Source organism: Plantactinospora sp. DSM 117369 (assembly GCF_053764795.1).
Genome location: NZ_CM132446.1, coordinates 3,235,385 through 3,256,023 on the forward strand (window position 1 = coordinate 3,235,385; position 20,639 = coordinate 3,256,023).

Genomic DNA, 20,639 nt, shown 5'->3' on the forward strand with positions numbered 1-20,639 from the left:
GGGAAGAGCGTGGCGCAGGGCTCGATCAAGAAAGATCCCGCCGCCGAGCTGCGGGACGCGCTCATTTCTGCGCTGATCGACGTGCAATTTATGAATGCGCTTCCGGACCGGCGCCTACTCATAAATCTGGTCAGGCGTGACGTCATCAACTTTCCCGACGTGCAGGAGCGTTCGGAGGCCAGGCTGCACGTCGTGGAGATCGTGTTGGCGTGTCTGGGTAATCCTGGGGGGCTTCGGGCGTTGGTCGCCGCGCTGGCGACGATGGCCCCCGACGCGCCCGGCACGAAACGCGCCACCCAGCTGATCGAATCGGCCGCGTTGCTCAACCTGTTGCCGGACAGCGAGGTCAAGAGGGTGCACGAACTGCTGCGCAGGGCAGAGGAAGGGCGGGCCGAGGCGGGCTGGTGGCGACCGGCGACGAACGCGTCGGTTCCCCCACTGCCGGGTACGGTCAAGAATCTGACAGCGGCGTTCGACCACCTCGCCACGCAACCGCACGGTCAGCACCGCCTGCCGGCGGCGCTGGTCCTGGTCAACGATGTCGCCGCCCAGCTCGACGGCCCGATCGCGGTCGAGTTGTCGAACTGGGCGGAGGGGCAGGCCGAGCGCCTGGAGGTGCTCGAGGAGTTTCGGGCGCTCCGTCGACCGCCGGAGGACGTGGTCGACGGTGCGGGTGCGGTGGAGGCGTTGGCCGTCGACCCGGAGGGGTCGTTGCCCCCGCACCACCCGGCCGACCCGCCGGAGGAGGTTGGCGGCAACGACGGCGAGAGGCCCGCCAATCTCGGACAAATTGCTACAATCCCCGCGATCAGTCCGGACGAATCGGATGGGCTGGCAGAGATTGGACCGACCGACGTCGTCGACGTGCCCGTGCCAACCGAGAGCGAGGCGGGCCTACTGCGAGGAGATCCGATGCCTCCCGTCGCCCCCACCCAGCGGTCCACCGCCAAGCTCCCGCAGGTCTGGGGCGACGTGCCGCAGCGAAATCCGAACTTCACCGGCCGCAAGGAACTCCTCGAACATCTGCACAACGAACTCCGGGCCTCCCGGGAGACCGCGGTGCTGCCGCAGGCGTTGCACGGTATGGGCGGCGTCGGCAAGTCGCAGGTCGCCATCGAGTACGTGCACCAGCACAGCAGCGACTACGACCTGATCTGGTGGGTGCCATCCGAACAGGACGGTCAGATCCTCGCGTCGCTCACCAAACTCGCCCAGCGCCTGGATCTGGACGTGAGTCCCGAGGCGAACAGCGCCGTTCCCGCCGTACGGGAGGCCCTGAGCACCGGCCAGGTGCCGTACGACAGCTGGTTGCTCGTCTTCGACAACGCCGAGGCGCCGGACGAGGTGCAGCGGTACTTCCCCACCGGCGGCGCCGGAAAGATCCTCGTCACCTCCCGTGACCTCGACTGGGCGCGGGTCAGTCAGGCGATCGAGGTCGACGTCTTCACCCGCGAGGAGAGCCGGACGTTTCTGCGGAAACGCAACCCCGAGTTGTCGGACGCCGACACCGACCGGCTCGCGGAGGCTCTGGGGGACCTGCCGCTCGCCATCGAGCAGGCCGCGGCCTGGCGCGCGGCCACCGGCATGCCGGTGGACGAATATCTCGCGTTGTTGGAGGACAAGCGCATCGAGTTGCTGGACGCCTCACCCTCGCCGGACTACAAACGGTCGGTGGCGGCGGCCTGGAAGCTCTCGTTGGAGAAGCTACGGGACGTCAACGAAGGCGCCTTCCAACTGTTGCAGATATGTTCCTTCTTCGCTCCGGAGCCGATCTCCCGGGATCTGTTCGCCGGCTCGCCGACAGCGCCGATCACACCGGCGCTCGACGCGACCCTCAGCGACAAGTTCCGGCTCAGCCGGGCGATCCGCGACATCCAGCGGTACGCGCTCGCCCGGATCGACCATCGGCGCAACACTCTGCAGATCCACCGGCTCATCCAGGCGGTGCTGGTCGGCGGGATGGACGACGAGGAGCGCACGCTGATGCGCCGGGGAGCGCACACACTCCTGGCGAACGGCAACCCCAACAACCCGAGCCGGCGGGACCAGTGGGACAGCTACCAGGCGCTCCGGCCGCACGTGACCGTTTCCCGGGCGGTGGAGTCCACCGATCCCCGGGTCCAGGATCTCGTCTTCGGGATCGTGCAGTTCCTCTATCACTGGGGCGACCACACCGGCAGCGAGGAACTGGCCGAGGAGGCGCACGGGCTGTGGGTGCGCAACCGCGGTGAGGCGGATCCGCAGACGCTCCGGCTGGCCAAGTGGCTCGGCTGGACGCGCTGGATCAACGGCAAATACCGCGAGGCCCGGGAGTTGAACCGGCACACCCTCGAGCTCTACCGCCAGACGCTCGGGGACGAGGACGAGGGCACCATCGACGCCATGTACATGGTCTCGATCGACCTGCGTACCAGTGGAGACTTCGTCGCCGCCCGCGACCTCGACGAGCGCGCGCTCGCGGTCGCCCGCCGCGAGTTCGGTGAGGACGACCCCGCGACGTTGATCTGCGCGAACAGCCTCGGGGTGAGCCTGCGACTCAACGGCGAGTTCAAGCGCGCCGCGGAGCTCGACCGGGACACCGCGGACCGCCGGGCGACCATCCTCGGGCCGGACGACGAGGCGACGCTGAACAGCCTCAACGGCCTGCTGCTCGACATCCGCGAGTCCGGTAGCTATCTCCAGGCGCGCCGGCAACAGGAGGACCTGTACCTCCGACACCTGGCGGCGTTCGGTCCCGAGGCTCCCGCCACCCTGAAGGCCAGCCGGACCCTGGCGGTCGCCCGGCGGAAGGCCGGTGACCATCCCGGCGCTCGTGACCTGGCGGAGAAGACCCTCGACAAGTACCGCCGCCGCTACGACGACGACTATCCGGAGACCATCGCGACGGCGGTGGGATTCGGGATCGATCTCCGGCACGCCGGCGACCTCTCGGCGGCACTGGAACTCGGCGAGGCCACCCTCCAACGCTACGACCGGATGTTCGGCGCGCGTCACTCGTACACCCTCTCGGCCCGGACGAACCATGCGATCGTGCTGCGACTACAGGGTGACGCCGAGGCCGCGTACCGGCACGACAGCGAGGCGTTGGCGGCGCTGCGGGCCACCCTCGGTAACGACCATCCGGTGACGCTGACCTGTGCCACGAACCTGGCCAGTGATCTCTACGCGCTGGGCAGCCTGCAAACGGCGTACGAACACGACACCGACACCCTGGCCCGCTCGGAACGGGTCCTCGGGGTGGAGCATCCGTCGACCCTCGCGTGTAGCGTCAACCTGGCGTTGGACCTGCGGGCGCTGGGGCGGGTGAACGAGGCGGACAAGATCCTCGCGGACACGATGACTCGGCTCCGGCGGGTACTCGGGGAGCGCCATCCGGCGACGCTGAACGCGATCCAGAGCGTACGGGCGGACTGCGACGTGGACCCGATGCCCCTGTGACGACGGCGTCGCGGCCCCGCTGATTCCGGTGCCCCGGGGCTCGGTGGCCGACTCCCGCCCCTGGCGGCGGGCCGGTCAGTCCACCCGCCCGGGAGGGCCGCTGCCGATGTTGCTGCGGGGCCGCTCCACCTGGTCCATGACCCGCTGGAGTGGCCGCGTCAGCAGGTCCTGGTCGTATCCGGCCAGCGTGGCGAGGGAATCGTTGCTGAGGTCGACCAGTTCCGTCTCGACGTCTCGGGAGAAGGAGTTTTCCACTCGCCGGTTCCTTCCTCTGGGGGACGCCGTCTCATCACCGCGAGCATGCGCTGACCCGGCCGACATCGGTGGCGGGGGAGTGTCCGGTCCGTTGGCCCTGCGGTTTCACCAGTTTCCCACACGCCTCGGGCAACCCGGTCCTGATTCATCTCTGTTTTTTCCAGGCGGCCGGTGGGATGCTGAATGTCTGGAGGCATCAATGTCGAGATCCTTTGGTGCATCCTCCGGCGTCAAAGTCGGCATCGTCACCGCATTACCGGTGGAATGCGTGGCGATGCGGATGATGGTCGACGAGCTGGAGGAGCTTCGAGTTCCCGGCGACCCCAATCACTACCGCGGCGGGACACTGCCGAGCCGGGATCCGGAGCGCCCGCACCGGGTCGTCACCGCCGTGCAGACCGAGGACGGTACCCGTAACGCGGCCGCGATCTGCGCGGACATGGCGCGCAGCTTTCCCGGGCTGGGGACGTTCGTGATGTGCGGGATAGCCGGCGGCGTACCCGCGCCGCACCAGCCCGACCGGCACGTGCGGCTCGGCGACATCGTGGTGGCGACCAAGGGCGTCGTCGACTACGACCACGTCTGGACGGTGGACGGCACCGACACGCTCCGCCGGTCGGTGCAACAGCCGTCGAAGGCGCTGCTCCGGGCGGATCGGGAACTGGAGATGAAGGAGCTCACCGGCGAACTGCCCTGGGGTGCGCTGCTCGACACCGCACAGGCCAGGGCGGCGTGGTTCCGCCGGCCGGCCGAGGAGACGGATCCGCTGGCGCGGCAGGAGCCTGTCGCGAGCCGGCCGGGCACCCGAGCGGAGTGGCCGGCCGGCTCTCCCCGGGTACACCGTGCCGCGGTGGGCAGCGCGGACCGGTTGCTGCGCGACGCGGCCCGCCGGGACGCGTTGGCGGGCCGCCACCAGATCCGGGCCGTCGAGATGGAGGGCTCCGGGGTGGCGGTCGCCGCCGACCTGCACGAGCGGCAGTGGTTCATGGTCCGTGGCGTCGCGGACTACTGCGACAACCGGACGAAGAACGACGTCTGGCATCCGTACGCGGCACTGGCCGCGGCGGCGTACGTCCGCGCGCTGCTGGCCGAGACCGCGCCGTTCGGGTCGGAGAACGGGCGACCGGCCGGACCGGCCGGGCCGGCGGCGAACGGCCTTCAGCCGAACGGCCTCCAGGTGATCGTCGACGCGCTGCTGGGCGTCCCCGCCATGCGCGACGACTACCAGCGGCGAGCGGTCATCAACATGTTGCCCGAGCACATCCGGACGGCGGTCCCGGACAGCGTGGTCGGCAGGTTGCACGTCGTCGGGCTGGTGCGGACCTGCGAGCACTATCCCGGCGGCCGGGAGGCACTCCTCGACGCGCTCCGGCTGACCTTCGGTGCGGACGACCCGGACTATCGGCGGATCAACGGGATCGTCGAGCGGCACTGGTCAGGCGGTTAGCGCCGCGGTCGCCTCGTCCAGCCAGGCGGTGAGCCGAACCGGGTCGGGGTGGTAGCCCTCCTCGACGGCGCGCAGGTACACCGCGCGGACGAGTTCCGGGCGGTGCAGCAGCGCGGAACCGGAGACGGGGTCGGAGCAGAGCGTGCTGAGGCCGAGCCCGACCCAGGCGTTCAGGTCGTGGGCGTTCGCCGCGAGGCGCGCGCGGTAGCCGGCCCGGGCGGCGTCGAGATCGTCCCGGACCAGTGCGACGTCCGCCTCGGTGAGGTCGAGCGCGCGGATCCGGGGCCCGAGCTGGAGCGGGTGTCCGGCGACGTGCCGGCGGACGAGCAGCAGCATCCCGGGTGACCAGCGCCGCTGCGGGTGCGCCAGCAGACCGGGCCGGTACGAGTCCAGCTCCACCCGCTGGTCGCGGGCCCACGCCCGAGTGAGCCGGCGGACGTCCGCCGGCGGCGGGTGCAGGTGCCGGATCCGCCATCCGGCACGGTGACCGGCGGCGATCAGTTCGGCGGCGCGTACCACCCCGGTGGGCAGCGGATCCGCCAGCCAGGGCTCGACCCGCTCGGTCAGCCCGGCGACGAGCCGCTCGCCCCAGCCGGTCAGGCCGGAGCCCGGCTGCCGGACCTCCCGGAGCGCCTCCCGGACCTGCGCCCGCGCGTACGCGTACTCCAGGTCCGCGCTGCGCCGGTGCGGCCCGGTACGGCGCAGCCGGTAGTCACGCCAGAACCCGGCGATGCCGACGAAGGCGTAGATCCCCTGCAACAGGCCGCTCATCGGGCGCGGGTCGTCGCGCCAGGGCGCGTACCTGACCTGCTCGTCGGGGCCGGTGGTCAGCGGCACCAGGTGCATCAGGCCGCCGAGCTTGATGTGTTGGAACTCGTGCACCAGCGCGACCGCCAGGGTCACCTCGTCCGGCGGGGTCGAGACCATCACGCTGCCGAACGCCTCGCCGGTCGACGCGCTGCGCGTCTCCGAATCGTCGGTGCCGGGCAACGGCACCAGGGAGACCACGGCCGCCGCGATCGCCTCGGCGCCGTCCGGCCGCTGGTCGTGGAGCAGCCGCCAGGCCCCGGCCAGCAACTCCGTCCAGCGCGCCACGGCCGCCGCGTCGAGCCGGTCCGGCTCGACCGGGTCGGCGAGTTCGCGGTACGGGTCGAGGTCGTCGAGCAGGACGCTCAGCCGGGGATCGGGGCCGACGGTCAGCCGCCGCAGGCTCCACCAGCCCGGGACCTCCTCCTCCGGCGAACAGAGCCGGACCGTCGGCCCGTCGCCGGGGGTACCGATCCGGAGTACGCCGTCAGCGCACTCCGCCACCACCTGCTGCCACCCGGTCGAGTCGGCGAGTACCGCCATCCCGAGCGATGGCAGCATGACCCGGCCGGAGCGCGCCGGCAGCCGGGTACGCCAGGACAAGCCGGCCCGGGCGGCGGCCACCAGCGCCACCGCGTGCAGAGCGCCGAAGTCGATCCAGATCGGCGCCCGCGCCTGCGCACCGCCGCGATGGCGCCGCAGCGCGTACGCGGCCCAGTTGCCGACCTGGGGATGCAGCAGCAACTCGGCGAACTCGGCCGGTGCCGCCCGCTCGGCCCGGATCAGCACCTCCCGGGCGGCGTCGGCCGGCGGCAGCGGGCCGAGCAGCCGTGGCTCGGCCCGGGCCGCCTCCACCACCGCGTGCAGCAGCAGGAGTCGCCGGCTGCGCTGGGTGTGCCAGAGCGCCCGGACCAGGTCGGGACCGCCGTCGCCGGTGCAGAGCGCGTCGAGGTGTTCCCGGGGCAGGCGATGGTGCGGGAGGTTCGATTGCGGATCGACACGGTCCACCACTGACACACTCCTCGCTCCGTCTTGCGTAGACAGCGCTGTCCCGTCCGTGGCCAGTGCCGGAAACTCTACCGCCGTCCCCGGGCGCGGCAACACATCGAGAAAGGACGATCAGATGGTGCTCCGGTGCGATGCCGGGCGCGGCGCCGCAACGGCGTGCGGGGTGTTACCGGAAGCGGGCACTTCCGGTAACACCCCGCACTTTCCCGCGACTACGGGTTGACGGTGATGGTGAAGGTGGACGTGGTGTTCCGGATGTTCTGGTAGTTGTTGCTCAGCCGGAGGTTGTTGAAGACCGCCGTACCGCGCGCCGGGCCCTGACCGGCCTCGGGCATCTCGTTCGCCCAGATGCCGAACCCGGACTTGGCGTCGTACGCGTCGCCGCTGCGTTGCGCGCCGCTGATCGAAATGTTGGTGAATACGGTGTCGGTGACCGGGAACTGTGGCTGACCGCCCACGTAGTTCGTCTGGAACATGATGCCGTGATAGGTCGGGTCCACGATGTCGACGTCACTGACCCGGATTCCGCGCATCTCCTTCGACGCGGAGAACACCCATATTCCGGGGAACGTCTGCGCGCCCCAGAAGTGGCCGCCGGACCGGACTATCGAGGCGTTCTCCACCCGGGTGATCCCCGGCCCGAACCCGACGAACGGATAGCCGAAGTCGAGCGAGCTGATGGTGATCCCGGAGTAGACGAGCTGGTCGGCGATGTACATGTTGCGGAAGGTGTTGTCCTGCCCGCCGTACACTGCGACCCCGGCCGCCCGCCAGGTCAACGTCGCCGTCAGGTTCTCGAAGACGTTGCCGGTGTTCGCCCCGCCACCGGCGTCGGTCGCGGAGAAGAGCGCGAACGCGTCGTCGCCGTTGCCGCGCCCCTCGACGTTGCTGACCAGGTTGTTCGTGCTGCCGTTGGTCATGTTGACCGCGTCGGCGAAGGTGTTGCGGATCCGCGAGTTCTTGATGGTGACGTTGCTGACGTGCACGCCCCAGAACATGCAGACGGTGTGCTCGACCCAGACGTTGTCGAAGGTCAGGTTCGAGACGTTCTGCAACTCGCCCCAGACCTTGCCGGGGCCGTCGATCCGGGACGTGTAGTTGCCGAAGAAGGCGAGGTGCTCGAAGGACGAGCCGTTCGCCGTACCCTCGACCCGGAAACCGGCGTCGGTGTTCTCCTGGCCGGGTGGGGTCTGGAACCGGGTGTACCACATGCCGGCGCCGACCACCTTTACCGCCTTGCCGTACACCTGGAACTTGTTCGAGGTGCTGTAGGTGCCGGCGGGCAGGTAGACGCCGACCAGGTTGCCGGTGGTGTCCATCCGGACCCGGTCCAGCGCGTTCTGCACGTCGGAGTGGCTGGTGCCGGCCGGCGTGGTGTAGCGGGCCGGGTCCGGGTTCGCCCTCGGCGAGACCTGCTCGGTGTTGATGAAGTCGATCGCGTACGTGGTGTTGTTGGCCGGGTCCTTCTGCAACCTGATCCGGCTGCCGGCCGGGATCGACGAGTTGAGCAGCACGTTCGCCTCGTCGTAGATGTGCCGGGGGCCACCCGAGCCCGGCGAGTTGTTCGGACTCGCCTCGGCCCCGTAGAGCCAGGCGTACCGGCTGGTCAGGTCGATGGCCTTGTGGAAGGTGCCGTCGACGTAGATGTTCAGCGTCGAGTTGGCGCCGCCGCCACCCGGGGCGTCCGGCATGGAGAAGCGGGTCACCAGGGTGTTGGTCGGGGCCCGGGTGGTCCACTCGACGTAGGCGCCGGTGCTGTTCAGGGTCACCGCGCGCCGGCCGGACGCCTCGCCGGCGAGGTCGCCGACGGTCCGGTTCGGCCCGACGATCGCCGCGCCGCCGCCGAGCGTGCCGTCCTCGGCCTCGTACATCTCGTACGGCATGTTGGCGCCGCGCCCGACGAAGAACGGGGTGTCGCTGGTGTTGTTGCCCTGCTTCACCGGCAGTTCGTTGGCGTCGGCGGCGAGCACGGTCCGGACCGTGTACCGGCCGTTGGTCGCGGTCCAGGTGCCGAGGTTCACCGGCGCGGTGCTGGCCCCGGCCGCGATGGTGCCGGTGTACGAGCCGGTCAGGGTGCGTACCGCCGTGCCGCTGGCGTTCAGCACGGTCACCGTGATGCCGTGCGCCCCGCCGGCCGAGGCGCTGGTGCCCTGGTTGCGGATCGCCACCGCGAAGGTGACCGTCTGGCCGCTCGCCGGGGTGCTCGGCGACCAGCTCGGAATCGCCACCAGATCCGAGCTGGCCACCGGGGCGACGGTCAGCGAGGACGGGTTGGTGAAGCTGTTGTTGGTCTCGCTCTGCTCGACGACCGAGTGGGACTCGTCGACCTTGGCGGTCAACTGGTAGGTGCCGGCGTTGCGCGGTCCCGCGTTCGCGGTGACGGTGCTGCTGGCCCCGGCGGCGAGCCCGCCGACGGCGGCGGTGCCGACCAGGGTCGTACCCAGGTAGAAGTTGACGTTCGTGGCACCGGAGGCGGCGGTGCCGGCGTTGCGGACCGTGGCCGAGACGGTGATCGCGGTGGTCTCGACCGGCGCGGCCGGGCTCCAGGTGGCGGCGGTGACCGTCAGGTCCGGGTTCGGCGCCGGCACCCCGAAGACCTGGAACTCGGCGACCTGGCCGGCCGGCGCCCCGCTGTTCGAGGTGATCGACAGCCGGACGTCGGCGACGTTGCCGCTGACCGGGATGGTCACGCTGTTGCCGCTGCCCGGGCTGAAGTTGTAGACCGTCGCCGCCGACAGGCTGCCGAACGACGAGCCGCTCTGCTCGCGGCCGAGCACCTGGATGGTCTGGCTGCGCGGGCCCCAGGCCGGATCCGGGTTCAGCCGGACCACCACCGAGCTGACCGTGGCGTTTGCGCCGAGCGCCACGGTGAGCACACTCGGGTACGCACCGCCGGCCCCCTCCCAGTACGTCGCCACGTTGTCGTCGTTGGCGTTGGCGGCGACGAAGGTGTGCACGGTCGACGAGGCGCTGATCGGCTTGCCGATCGCCAGGTTCGTCCCGGCCGGCGGGTTGCCGGTGCCGGTGCGGGTCACCGTGTTGCTGTTGCCCGACACGTTCCCGGCGGCGTCCCGGGCCCGTACGTAGTACGAGACCGTCGCGCTGGTCGGCTGGTTGTCGGTGTACGTCAGCACGTTGCCGAGGTTGGCCCGCAGCGCGCCGTTGGCGTATACGTCGTACCCGACCACGCCGACGTTGTCGCTGGCGGCGCTCCAGGTCAACCGGATCTGCCCGCTGGCTGGCTCGGTGTAGGCCAGGTTGGTCGGCGCGGTCGGGGCCTGCCCGTCCGGGCCGCCGGTCGGGCCGTGCACCTCCAGCTCGGAGAGCTGACCGGCCGGCCAGCCGTTGTTGGCGGTGATGTGCAGCCGCAGGTAGCGGGTGTTGGTGGTCGGCAGGTTGACGGTGACGGTGTTGCCACTGGCCGGGTTGAAGGTGTAGCCGGTGGCGGCGACGAGGGTGCTGAATGTCGTACCGTTGTTGCTGTTCTGCACGGAGAGGGTCTGGGTCCGGGTGCCCCAGCCGGAGGGCAGTTTGAGCACGAGCCGGTTCACGTCGGTGGCCGCGCCCAGGTCCGCCTGGATCCACTGTGGGAAGGCGTTGTTGGCGCTCTCCCAGTAGGTTCCCTGGTTGCCGTCGCCCGCGTTGCCCGCCGGGTACTCCGGATGTGAGCTGCTGGCGCTGATGCTGGCCGCGACCGCGACGTCGGCCCGCTGGGGTCCGTCGTCGGGGCGGGCGGAGGCCGGGGCCGGGAAGAGCGATCCGGCGGTCACGAGTAGTCCGGTAGCGAGCGTCGCCGCGATCAGGCGGGGTCTCGGTGGTAGTTGTCTCATCGTGTTCCCTTGGCGCTCGTCGGAACCGACTGGAGGTGCTGCGAGCGGCCGGGCCTGGTCGGCGGCTGGCCCGGCTGCCGCCCGCCGCCGAAGGCGAGCGGTGGCGCCGTCCGTCCGCCTGTCCACCGCCGCCGCGACCCCGCCGAGGGTCGATCCCCGAGGCAGCCGGGGAAGGAGCACAGAGAACGCCTGTCCAGAAATTCCGGAGAGTAGGAGGCTATCTAGCAACCACACACCCGAAACTTGCGTGCTGTCGTCGTAATGTTGCAGACGTGCTACGGCCGCGTCAACACCTGTCGACCATCAATCCGGGTCGATGCGGGTGGAGCGTAGCGATTTATCCGGACCGATCATTATTTGCGGCGAGCGAGGGCTTCCGGCGCGTCCGGTGAGCGCTGTCGACCGGTCGACGGCACGGCTGCGGCCTGGGCCTGTGCCCACTCGCTGACCCGGGCGGCCGAGGAGGTTATCTCGGCGCCGACCGCATCCGCCTGCCTGCGGCGCTCGTCGCTGACGTACGAGCTGAAGAAGAGCGCCGGACCGGAATAGCCCGCCTCGCGCAGCGCACGGAGGCCGTCGAACCCGGCCTGGTCGTCCCCGTCCCGGCCGACGTCGGAGACGAGGGCGTTCGGGCGGAACATCAGGAGCAGGTCGAGGGCCTGCCGGGTGTCCACGCAGGTACGCACCTGGGCGCCCCGGGCCGTCAAACTCTCGATCGTCATCTCGTTGCCGGCCGGCTTGTCGTCGACCCAGAGCAGGCGTAGGCCGTCGAATCGGGGCTCCGTGCCGGCGGACGGGTCGAGCGGTGTGGGGGCGGTGCTCAGCGGACGCCGACGGAGCCGGTTCTGTAACCGCAGGCGTTCGTCCTCCGGCCCGAGGTCGCGGATCAGCCTGTGGCAGTCCTCGTTGTCGACCAGCAGTCGCCACGCCTCGGACACCCGCCCGTCGAGTTGCCCGAGCGCCCGTTCCCACAGCTCCAGGTCGGCGCCGCCGCCCGGCGGCACGACGCCGTACGACGTCATGAGATCCTGTCCCGCCCGGATGCTCTCGTCGTCCGACGACAACTGTCCCCGGCCCAACAGCCAGAGCCGGGCGTGCCGGTAGGCGAGGAAGTCGCCTGCGGTGTCACCGGCGGTGTGCAGGATGTCCCGGTAGAGGTCGGGATAGAGGTGTTGCAGGAGTACGGACTTCAGCAGGCCGTCGGCGCCGAACTGTCGCCAGTGCGGGTCGAGCTGGTATTCGGCGACGAAACTGTTGAGCAGCCGCTTCACCCGGCGGGGATTGCCCGCACACTGCCGGCCGATCAGGGCGATCAGTGGCTCGGTCAGCAGGTGCCCCGTCCGCGACCTGGCCGCGTACCCCCGGATCATGCTCGCCACGGTCGCCTCGGAGGCGACCGGTATCTGGTAGCTCACCTGGACGATCTTCTCCAGGTACTCGCGTACCTGTGCGCCGGTCTCGATTCCCGACAGCGGGATGCGGGACAGCACGGACAGGTCACAGCCGAGCACGAAGGCGATGCCGGGAAGGTCGAGGTAGAGCTTGATCGCCTCGCAGATCTCGATCGCGGTCGCCTCGCCGCAGCGGTCCAGGTCGTCGACGAAGACCACGATGGTGTGCCGGGGCTCGCCGGTCGTCTCGTCGACCCAGGCGTCCAGTGAGTTCCTCAGCAGTTCGCGGGCCTGCTCCCGCGCCCTGGCGTCCACCGACATCTGCGCCCAGAGCTGGTCGAGCGCCCGGTCGAGCCGGAAGAACGACGCGGCGACGGTCGCGCCGATCCGAACCGAGCTGCCGAGTAGTTCGTTGTCGCGCAGCCGCCGGAACGCCCGCCGAACCACGTTGCGGTCGAGCTTGCCCAGCACCACCTTGAGCAGCCCGGTCAGCGCGCTGACGCCGCTGGCCGTCCAGGCGTTGAACCACACGGTCTGCACGGCGGGACGCCCGGCGAGGATGTCGGAGAGCTGTCTCATCAGGGTGCTCTTGCCGGTACCCCAGCGGCCGTCGACGGCCAGCACGAAGGGGGTACTCGCGCGCGAACCGTAGATCAGGTTCGCGAGTTCGCCGGCGACCATCGAGGTGCCCAGCAGGTCCAGGGTCTGGTCCTCGACGGGTAGGTCGTTCAACAGCACGAATTCGCCCTCGTCGACGGCAACCATGGCGAGCAGTGTATGACCGGGGTCGGGTCGGCCCCCTTTACCGGCTACCGCACACTGGAGCCGCCCCGTCTCCGGGCCAGGAGGTATGTGATGTGGTTCGAGTCGGTTCCGATCTTCGTGTACGCCTATCTCGGGGTCGCGGCGGCGGTCTTCGTCGGCGCGTGGCGGTACCGCAGCCGGGCGCTCGGACAGCCGCCCCGGCTGGGGCTCGGTGACCCGACCCCGCAGCAGGTCGGCTACCTGCACGCGGGGGAGCGGCTGGCGGTCTACGCGGCGCTCGCCGGCCTGCGCGGTGCCGAGGCGGTACGCCTGACACCCGCCCGTACGCTGCGGGTGCACGGCCCGCTGCCACCCGGCGCCACCGCACTGGACGAGGCGGTCCACGCGGCGGCCGGTGACGGGGTGGCACAGCAGGCGCTCCGGGCCGATCCTCGGGTGGTGGCGGCGGTCGGGCGGCTCCGCGACGAGTTGGAGGAGTCCGGGCTGCTGCTCGGCCCGGCCGTGTCCCGCAGGGTCCGGCGCAGCGCCAGGCTGATGCTGCTGCTGCTCGTCATCGGCGTCGCCGGGATCAGCGGCGACCTGGTCGGCGGGCGGTCGCCCGGTTGGCTGGGCCTCGCCACGCTCGCCGTGGGCTGCGGCTACTTCGCGCTGGTCGCCAAGCTGCCCCGGGAGAGCGCCTCCGTCAGGGTGCTGCTCGAACAGCTCCGCCGGTCGTACGCCCACCTGGGCCCGCACCACCGACCGGCCCTGTCCACCTATGGCCCGGCAGCGGCGGCGATGGCGGTGGCGCTGTTCGGCACCGCCGTCCTCGGTGAACTGGACCAGGAGATGGGCGCCGAGGCGTACGTCGAGCACCGCGCCCTGGACACCGGGCCGACCGGCGCCCCGGGCAGCGGTTACGGCCACAGCTACGGCGGCGGTGACGCCGGCAGTGGCGGTGGCGGGAGCGATTTCGGGGGCGGCGGCGACGCCGGTGGGAGCGGCTGCGGTGGCGGGGGAGGTTGTGGCGGCGGGGGTGGCGGTTAGCCGGCGGTCCGGCCGGGCGGGCGCTGAGGCGGGCCGAGGGTCTGGAGACTCTGGCCATAGTGACCGCGATCGGCAGTCTGACGACAATGCTCGCGGCGGTCGGGTTCCAGGTGGGCCGCAACGTCGTCCAGGCGCCGGCGCTGCCGGGTGCCTTCGTCGCGCCGCCGGTGCCGGGCCCGCAGCCGGTACCCGGCCGTCCTCAGGCGTACCGCCCCGACCGGGCGGCCTGTCTCCGGACCGGGTCAACCGCAGGTGTGATCAGTGGTCTGCGAGGTGGCGGACGAAGGCCCGCCAGGCGTACGGGCTGAACTGGAGGGCGCCGGCCTCGCGGTCCTTGCTGTCCATGCCACGGGCGGTCGGCAGCGGTCGGACGAACTGTCCGGCTCGGACACTGTCGACCTGGGTGCACAACCGGGGCAGCCGGCGAGGGACGGCCCGGAGGAGCCAGGCGAGGTCCCGGCCAGCCGGTACACCGGAACGGAGTGGCCCGTGGGTGCACAAGCGGGGCAGCTCGACAGCTTGCGAAACACCTGGTCCTTCCCCGGCGGCGCGGCCCGCTGGGGCGGCACCTCGGCTCCGCATCGCCCGGGACCGTCTACGCCTAGGCTCGATGCAGGAGTGGAAGGAGTCGAGGATGCCGGAGACGACGGTCGCGGACTTCTGGTTCGATCCCTCCTGCCCGTACACCTGGACGACCTCGCGCTGGCTGCTGGAGGTGGCGAAGGTCCGGCCGGTCGAGCCGCGCTGGCACCTGATGAGTCTGTCGGTGCTCAACGAGGGGCGGGACGACGACCCGGAAGGTGACCCCGACGGCTACCTCTGGGTACCGGTGCGGATCTGCGCGGCGGCGCGCCAGGAGTACGGCCCGGAGGCGTTGGCCCGGCTCTACACGGCGATGTGGACCACCGCCCGGGGCGACGGCGACTGGCTCGGCGACCTGCACACCGCGCTGGACGCCGCCGGCCTGCCGCGCGAGCTGGTCGAGGCCGGCACCTCCACGGAGTACGACGAGATCGTGCGGGCCTCGCACGCCGAGGCGATCGCGCTGGTCGGCGAGCACGTCGGCACCCCGATCATCGCGGTGACCGGCACCGGCGGCCGCCGGGTCGCCTTCTTCGGCCCGGTGATCTCCCGGATCCCCACCGGCGAGCAGGCCGGCCGGCTCTGGGACGGGACACTGCTGGTGGCCGGCGTGCCCGGCTTCCACGAGTTGAAGGGTCGGCCGCACGCCGAGCCCCAACTCGGCTAGATCCTGCCGGCCGACTACCGGTGGGCCGGGTGCTGTGCCAGCCGGGCACGCAGCCCCTCGGCCCGTGGATGGCCCAGCGTGTCGAATATGTCCAGCGCCTGCTGCCAGCAGTCCCGGGCCTGGACCGGCTCGCCGGAGCGGAGCAGGCCGTCCCCGAGTACCTCCAGGGTTTCGGCCTCGAATCCGCGACAGTGTTTCTGGTGGAAGAGGTCGCGCGCCTCGTACAGGCGGATGAGGGCCTGCCGGTGCTGCCCGGCGTGCAGCAGTGCCTCGCCGAGATTGAACAGCGCCGAGGCAACGCCTGCCGGGTCGGCCAGCCGCCGCCGGACCTCGAGCGCCTGCGACAGGCAGCGGATCGCCTCCCGGTGCTGCCCGGCCCCGGAGTACGCCCGGCCGAGGTTTCCCAACGTCATGCTCTGGTCGTACTGGGAGGCGGTATCCCGGCGGATCTCCAGAGCCGCGGTCAGGTGGTCGATGGCCTCGTGGAACCTGCCCTGCCGGCCGTACGCGATCCCCAGGTTGTTGAGTGTCCGGCCCTCCCCGCGCCGGTCGCCGACGGCGCGGCGGATCTCCAGTGACCGGGTGAGGCAGTCGACGGACTTCTCGGTCTGGCCGAGCTGTCCGTAGCCGAGACCGAGACCGCTGAGGATCAGCGCCTCACCGGCCCGGTCATCCGTCCGGCGTGCCGCGTCGAGCGCGATCCGGCTGGTGCCGAGCCAGTCGTGCCAGTTGCTGCGGCGGTCGAAGTACAACCGGAGCACCGCGGGCAGGCGCCAGGCAATGTCGTACCTGCCGTGGCTGAAGGCGCTGTTCACGGCCGCGACCAGGGTGCTCTGCTCGGCCGTGATCCACCCGAACGCCTGTTCGTCGGTGTCGAACACGGGCAGGTGGGGTGGTCGGGCCCGCTCGTCCAGCACGACCTCCATGTTGTAGGGGAACAGCCGGCGGACGGCCGCTTCGGCGGCGTACAGATACCAGGTGAGGATTCGACCGACGGCGGCATCGATACGGTCCGCACCGTCGGCACCGTCATCCAGGCTGGCCCGCGCGCCGGCGTACTCCCGGAGCAGGTCGTGCAGTCGGTAGCGGTCGGCGGTGATCGGAGTGACGAGGTGCTCGTCGCCCAGCCGCTCCAGGGTCTGCCGGGCCATCGACGGCGGCACACCCACCAGCGCTGCGGCCGAATCGACGGTGAAGTCGTCGCCGGGGTGCAGCCCGAGCAGCCGGAACAGCCGCTGCCCGGCCGGATCGAGGGCCCGGAAGGAGAGGTCGAACACGGCGCGGATCTGCCGGTTTCCGACCGCCAGCTCGCCGAGGCGGTTGCCCTCCGCGTCGAGCCGGGCGGCGAGGTCGCTGAATGTCCAGGCTGGCCGGGACCGCAGCCGGTGGGCGGCCAGCACGACCGCGAGCGGCAGCCGCCCGCACAGGTCGGCGACCCGGCGAGCGCCGGCCGGATCGGCGGCGACCCGGTGCTCTCCGGCGACCCGGCCGAGCAACGCGTGCGCGTCCCGTGCGGTGAACACGTCCAGGTTCAGGGTGTGGGCGCCGTCGAGGGCGAGCACCCGACGGCTGGTCACCAGGACGAGGCTCGTCGTACTGGCCGGCAGCAGCGGTAGTACCTGGTCGTCGCTGGCGGCGTTGTCCAACAGGACCAGGGCGTGCCGGCCGTGCAGCCGGTCCCGGTACAGCGCCGCCCGGGCATCCAGACCGTCGGGGATCTGGGCGCCGGGCACCCCCAGCAGGTAGAGAAACGAGGCGAGTACGGTGGCCGGATCGGCGGGCGGCTCGTCGGCGTGACCGTGCAGGTCCACATAGAGCTGGATGTCGACGTACCGTCCGGACTTGACCAGTTGGTGGGCGAGGTGGACCGCGAGCCGCGTCTTGCCGACCCCGGCCATTCCCTCGATCGTGGAGATCACCACGGTACTGCCGGTCTCTCCGGCCGCCGGCAGGGCCGCCGACAGGGTGCTCAGCTCGGCCTCGCGGCCCGTGAAGCCGGCGATGTCCGGCGGTAGCTGGCGATGTGCGCTCACCGCCGTGCCGGTCCCCGCCGGCCTGGTCACCTCCTGGCGCAGCACCCGCCGGTGTGCTGCGGCCAACACGGGCCCGGGGTCCGCGCCCAGTTCGTCCGCGAGCCGTCGGCGCAGCGCCTCGAACACCCGCAACGCCTCGGCCTGCTGACCGGTGCCGGCCAGGGCGAGGATCAACTGCGCGTGGGCGGCCTCGTCCAGCGGATCGGCGTCGGTGGCCTGCCGCAGCAGGGGCAGCACCTGATTGTGCTGGCCGAGCCCGGTGGCGAGGTGGGCGTACTCCACGACGACCGACTGCCGTTCCCGGTCCAGCGCCGCCGCCTCGGGCAGGATCCGCAGGCTGGCAAGGTCGGCCAGCGGGGCACCACGCCACAGGCCGGTCGCCTGCCGGTACCACTCGTACGCGGACGCCAGGTCCCCGTCCCGATGGGCGCCGCGTGCCCGCCGGACGAGGCGGCGGAACTCGAGCAGGTCAAGCTGCTCGTCGTTGACGGTGAGCTGGTAGCCGCCCCCGGTGGCGACCAGCAGGCGGTCCGGCTGGGTGGTCGGCTGCGGCGCCCGCAGTCGCTGGCGCAGCCGGGATACGTGGTTCTGCACCAGAGCGGCTGCGCTGTCCGGCGATTGCCGGCCCCACATCACCTCGACGAGCGTGTCCAGGTGGACCGGCGCGTTCGGGCGCAGCGCCAGCGCGGCCAGCAGGGTGCGCTGCTTGGCCGAGCCCGGATCCACGCCGACCCCGTTGACGAGGACGGCGAGCGGGCCCAATACCTGCACCCGCAGGCCGTACGCTGGCGGGTGGGCGTGTCGACCGAGGCGGATGAGGCTCGATGTCTCCCCGGCGGAGAGGCCGAGGGCGCTGGCGAGTCGGCGCAGGGTGGCGGGACGCGGCGCGGCCACGCGTCCCTGCTCCAGGTCGCGCACCCCACCGACGCTCAGCCCAGCCCGGTCAGCCAGGTCCTGTTGGGTCAGACCGGCGCGTTCCCGGAACTCACGAAGGGAACTGGAGAGTCCCGCCTTACTCACTGGTCGTCACCGCCCGACCGCGTCCTCGTGGCTGGTCGCTCCCGTAGGAAATCCTGGGCAACCGTACATCGACTCCGCCGGCACCTGCCGCCCCGTACCCAACCCGTAGTCGGCCGGTGGACCACCCCGCACCACCTCGCCGACCAGCGCCGCCAGCGGCCGGGTACGGCTGGCCAGACGCCAGGGTTCGGCGAGCGTCCTCTGTCACCGTCTAGCCGTGACGATGAACAACCGGGCCGGTTACCGCCGGGGGATGCGCCATGGATAGGCCGCTGCTGAGGAGTCTGCGCGACCCGGTCGAGCAGCGGCTGCTGCGCGAAGCCCTGGAGGAACAGGCCAAGGACGACCGCGACCCGCTGGCCCGCGACATGGCCCGGGACGTACTCGCCGGCAACATCACGCTCTACGAGGCGGTCGGCTCCAGCGTGTACGGCGAGGTGTTCGCCCAGCGGGCCGAGGAACACGCGAGGTGGTGGCACGACTTGCCCGACGACGAACGCGAGCGGCTGTACGCCGAGGGCCGGGAGGCCATCGCGAGGGAGCGGGAGGAGGGGAGCCGATGACCTTCAAGGTGAAGACCGCCGACCTGCGCGGGTACGTCGGCCTGCTCAACCGCAACGCCGAGCACAACGACAAGATCCTTGCCTACCTGCGCCAGTGGTGCGGTCAGGAGATGCAGGCGGTCTCCTCCGAGGGGCTGCTGGCCAAGGCGCTGAACTTCCACGACCGGATTTACGACGACGCGGTGAACCTGGTCACCCAGCTCGGCCAGGCCCTGCGCGCCTCCGCCGCCGAGTTGGACAAGGCCGCCAAGCTCTACGACGGCAGCGACAAGGCGGCCAAGGAGCGCTTCGAGTCGTCCCAGTACGTCGTCAACGGCCACTCGCAGCGAGAGGGCTGGGAGGCGAGCCATTCCGGCTTCGCCGACTACATGAACCCGCTCGACGTGCTCACCGGCACGCCGAGCTACACGGAGTTCAGTGACCCCACCAAGGTCCTCGACAAGATCGCCGAAGTCAGCATGACCGGGATGGTCATGAACTTCATCGAGGAGCTGACCGGCACCAATCCACTTCAGAAGATCGCCGAATTCGTCGCTGGCGACTGGAAGGCCTACAGCCGGACCGCCGGGGCGTGGCGGGCCATCGGTGAGGCGCTGGAGCGGATCGGCAAGAACATCGACCGGGGTCTCGCCTCGCTGGACCGTGCCTGGGAGGGCGGCGCCAGCGAGGTGGCGTACAAGTCGTTCCAGGCGCTCGCCGACCTGTTCAAGAACATGTTGTCCCGGTTCACGGAGGTCCACAAGGCGTACGAGCAATTCGCGCAGTTCGCCATGCACACCGCCTCGGTGCTGGTCGACACTCTCAAACTGGCCATCGATACCGCGATCATCTTCCTCACCAAGAAGAAGGGGGTGTTCGGCGATGCGATGGCGGGCTTCTACACATTCAAAATCGTCAAGTACGTCGGGTACATCGGCTGGACGATGCTCACCGCCCGGGGCACCATCGCCACGATCTTCGGGGCGCTGGCGGGGGGCGGGAGTTCACCGCTGCGCGGAGTGAAGGCGATGGGTTATGACGCTTCTGGGATCTGACGGCGTGATCCGGGCCGGCGGGGAGGTCGCCGCGTACGGCTTCGACGACGAGCAGGACGATCCGTTACGCGACGTCCGGCACATGCTCGACCGGCTGTACACCGCCGAGGACGGATCGGAGAGCGATTACGTCGAGCTGATCAGGCAGATCCTGTACGCCGGGATCGAACGGGACTCATCCGGTAACGGGTGGCCGTGACGCGTTACGAGTCCGCCGACGGCGGCGGGGCCGGGCCGCCGCGGCAACGGCTGGCCGCCCGGCGCCGCTCCAGCAGCCGGTGGTACGCGGCCAGCCCGTCCGGCACCCACGCCCACTCGGTCAGCCGCCCCGCCAACTCCTCGTCGGTGAGGAACGCGTGCCAGGCCACCTCCTCGACCTGCGGGTCGACCGGCGTCGCACAGCACACCTCGTAGACGGCGGACCACCAGGTGTGCTCGGGAGTCTCGTAGAGGAACTTGAACAGCGGGGTCGGCGCGGGCAGGCCGGTGACACCCAACTCCTCCTCGGCCTCGCGCCGGGCCGCCTCGTCGTACGTCTCGCCGGCGCCGACGACCCCGCCGACGAACATGTCGTAGCGGGACGGGAAGACGAGCTTCTGCGCGGTACGCCGGTGCACGAAGATCCGCCCCGACGGGTCGCGGGCCAGCACGAAGACGGCCCGGTGCCGCAGCCGCCGGGCGTACGCCTCGCCGCGCGGGGCCTGCCCGACCACTCGGTCCCGCTCGTCGACGATGTCCAGGATCTCGTCCGCCGACCGCGCCACGGGACTACT

At 70.9% G+C, this 20,639-nt stretch carries 14 protein-coding genes; 7 read left to right on the plus strand and 7 right to left on the minus strand.

The genetic code is table 11. The features are described from left to right. The first annotated feature begins 81 nt into the window (after positions 1–81). A complete protein-coding gene (fxsT, locus tag ACSMXO_RS14330) occupies positions 82–3,438 on the plus strand; it encodes an FxSxx-COOH system tetratricopeptide repeat protein (RefSeq protein ID WP_455419235.1) in 3,357 nt (1,118 codons plus the stop codon). A gap of 75 nt (positions 3,439–3,513) precedes the next feature. Here fxsT and ACSMXO_RS14335 read toward each other — a convergent pair whose 3' ends face one another. After that, positions 3,514–3,693 carry a hypothetical protein gene (locus tag ACSMXO_RS14335; protein ID WP_455418114.1) on the minus strand — a complete coding sequence of 60 codons (180 nt, stop codon included), beginning with the start codon at positions 3,691–3,693 and terminating at the stop codon, positions 3,514–3,516. Between the two features lie 199 nt (positions 3,694–3,892). On the opposite strand from ACSMXO_RS14335, the gene ACSMXO_RS14340 reads away from it, so the two are divergent. Then, the gene (locus tag ACSMXO_RS14340) at positions 3,893–5,140 is read left to right on the plus strand and encodes an effector-associated domain 2-containing protein (RefSeq protein WP_455418115.1); all 1,248 of its coding nucleotides are present in this window, start codon (positions 3,893–3,895) and stop codon (positions 5,138–5,140) included. Here ACSMXO_RS14340 and ACSMXO_RS14345 read toward each other — a convergent pair. The 3 genes from ACSMXO_RS14345 to ACSMXO_RS14355 all read right to left on the minus strand — a co-directional run bounded on the left by ACSMXO_RS14345 (position 5,129) and on the right by ACSMXO_RS14355 (position 12,941). Next, positions 5,129–6,958, minus strand: coding sequence for an HEXXH motif domain-containing protein (locus ACSMXO_RS14345; RefSeq protein WP_455418116.1), 1,830 nt, complete (start codon positions 6,956–6,958; stop codon positions 5,129–5,131). The genes ACSMXO_RS14340 and ACSMXO_RS14345 overlap by 12 nt on opposite strands. Before the next feature lie 209 nt (positions 6,959–7,167). Beyond that, positions 7,168–10,785: a discoidin domain-containing protein gene (locus ACSMXO_RS14350; protein ID WP_455418117.1), complete on the minus strand. Its 3,618-nt coding sequence runs from the start codon at positions 10,783–10,785 to the stop codon at positions 7,168–7,170. Positions 10,786–11,138: 353 nt separating this feature from the next. Next, positions 11,139–12,941 (minus strand): P-loop NTPase fold protein, encoded by a 1,803-nt coding sequence (locus ACSMXO_RS14355; protein ID WP_455418118.1) that lies wholly within the window; start codon positions 12,939–12,941, stop codon positions 11,139–11,141. A gap of 90 nt (positions 12,942–13,031) precedes the next feature. Here ACSMXO_RS14355 and ACSMXO_RS14360 point away from each other — a divergent pair, with 90 nt between their 5' ends. After that, complete coding sequence (locus tag ACSMXO_RS14360; RefSeq protein ID WP_455418119.1) at positions 13,032–13,967, plus strand: TIGR04222 domain-containing membrane protein; 936 nt, start codon at positions 13,032–13,034, stop codon at positions 13,965–13,967. Between the two features lie 258 nt (positions 13,968–14,225). Here the strand turns inward: ACSMXO_RS14360 and ACSMXO_RS14365 are convergent, their stop codons facing one another. Continuing rightward, positions 14,226–14,378 (minus strand): DUF397 domain-containing protein, encoded by a 153-nt coding sequence (locus ACSMXO_RS14365; RefSeq protein ID WP_455418120.1) that lies wholly within the window; start codon positions 14,376–14,378, stop codon positions 14,226–14,228. 223 nt (positions 14,379–14,601) lie between these two features. Here ACSMXO_RS14365 and ACSMXO_RS14370 point away from each other — a divergent pair, with 223 nt between their 5' ends. Beyond that, on the plus strand, positions 14,602–15,216 hold the full coding sequence (locus tag ACSMXO_RS14370) for a mycothiol-dependent nitroreductase Rv2466c family protein (RefSeq protein WP_455418121.1): 615 nt from the start codon (positions 14,602–14,604) through the stop codon (positions 15,214–15,216). Between the two features lie 14 nt (positions 15,217–15,230). Here the strand turns inward: ACSMXO_RS14370 and ACSMXO_RS14375 are convergent, their stop codons facing one another. Further along, positions 15,231–18,269: a BTAD domain-containing putative transcriptional regulator gene (locus ACSMXO_RS14375; protein WP_455418122.1), complete on the minus strand. Its 3,039-nt coding sequence runs from the start codon at positions 18,267–18,269 to the stop codon at positions 15,231–15,233. Between the two features lie 260 nt (positions 18,270–18,529). Between ACSMXO_RS14375 and ACSMXO_RS14380 the strand changes: the two genes are divergently transcribed. Genes ACSMXO_RS14380 through ACSMXO_RS14390 form a run of 3 tightly spaced genes read left to right on the plus strand, consistent with a single transcriptional unit; the run spans position 18,530 to position 20,065 of the window. Further along, complete coding sequence (locus ACSMXO_RS14380; protein ID WP_455418123.1) at positions 18,530–18,832, plus strand: hypothetical protein; 303 nt, start codon at positions 18,530–18,532, stop codon at positions 18,830–18,832. Continuing rightward, a complete protein-coding gene (locus tag ACSMXO_RS14385) occupies positions 18,829–19,866 on the plus strand; it encodes a hypothetical protein (RefSeq protein ID WP_455418124.1) in 1,038 nt (345 codons plus the stop codon). The genes ACSMXO_RS14380 and ACSMXO_RS14385 overlap by 4 nt, the downstream gene beginning before the upstream one ends. Further along, the gene (locus ACSMXO_RS14390) at positions 19,847–20,065 is read left to right on the plus strand and encodes a hypothetical protein (RefSeq protein WP_455418125.1); all 219 of its coding nucleotides are present in this window, start codon (positions 19,847–19,849) and stop codon (positions 20,063–20,065) included. Before ACSMXO_RS14385 ends, ACSMXO_RS14390 begins: the two co-directional genes overlap by 20 nt. A gap of 4 nt (positions 20,066–20,069) precedes the next feature. Here ACSMXO_RS14390 and ACSMXO_RS14395 read toward each other — a convergent pair whose 3' ends face one another. Beyond that, on the minus strand, positions 20,070–20,630 hold the full coding sequence (locus ACSMXO_RS14395; RefSeq protein ID WP_455418126.1) for an NUDIX hydrolase: 561 nt from the start codon (positions 20,628–20,630) through the stop codon (positions 20,070–20,072). Between the last annotated feature and the right edge of the window lie 9 nt (positions 20,631–20,639).

Excerpts from the sequence above, each read along its gene's own strand:
- ACSMXO_RS14385 (WP_455418124.1), top strand. The coding sequence starts at position 18,829 with ATGACCTTCAAGGTGAAGACCGCCGACCTGCGCGGGTACGTCGGCCTG.
- ACSMXO_RS14370 (WP_455418121.1), top strand. The coding sequence starts at position 14,602 with ATGCCGGAGACGACGGTCGCGGACTTCTGGTTCGATCCCTCCTGCCCG.
- ACSMXO_RS14355 (WP_455418118.1), bottom strand. The coding sequence starts at position 12,941 with ATGGTTGCCGTCGACGAGGGCGAATTCGTGCTGTTGAACGACCTACCC.
- ACSMXO_RS14350 (WP_455418117.1), bottom strand. The coding sequence starts at position 10,785 with ATGAGACAACTACCACCGAGACCCCGCCTGATCGCGGCGACGCTCGCT.
- ACSMXO_RS14360 (WP_455418119.1), top strand. The coding sequence starts at position 13,032 with ATGTGGTTCGAGTCGGTTCCGATCTTCGTGTACGCCTATCTCGGGGTC.
- ACSMXO_RS14340 (WP_455418115.1), top strand. The coding sequence starts at position 3,893 with ATGTCGAGATCCTTTGGTGCATCCTCCGGCGTCAAAGTCGGCATCGTC.
- ACSMXO_RS14380 (WP_455418123.1), top strand. The coding sequence starts at position 18,530 with ATGGATAGGCCGCTGCTGAGGAGTCTGCGCGACCCGGTCGAGCAGCGG.
- ACSMXO_RS14390 (WP_455418125.1), top strand. The coding sequence starts at position 19,847 with ATGACGCTTCTGGGATCTGACGGCGTGATCCGGGCCGGCGGGGAGGTC.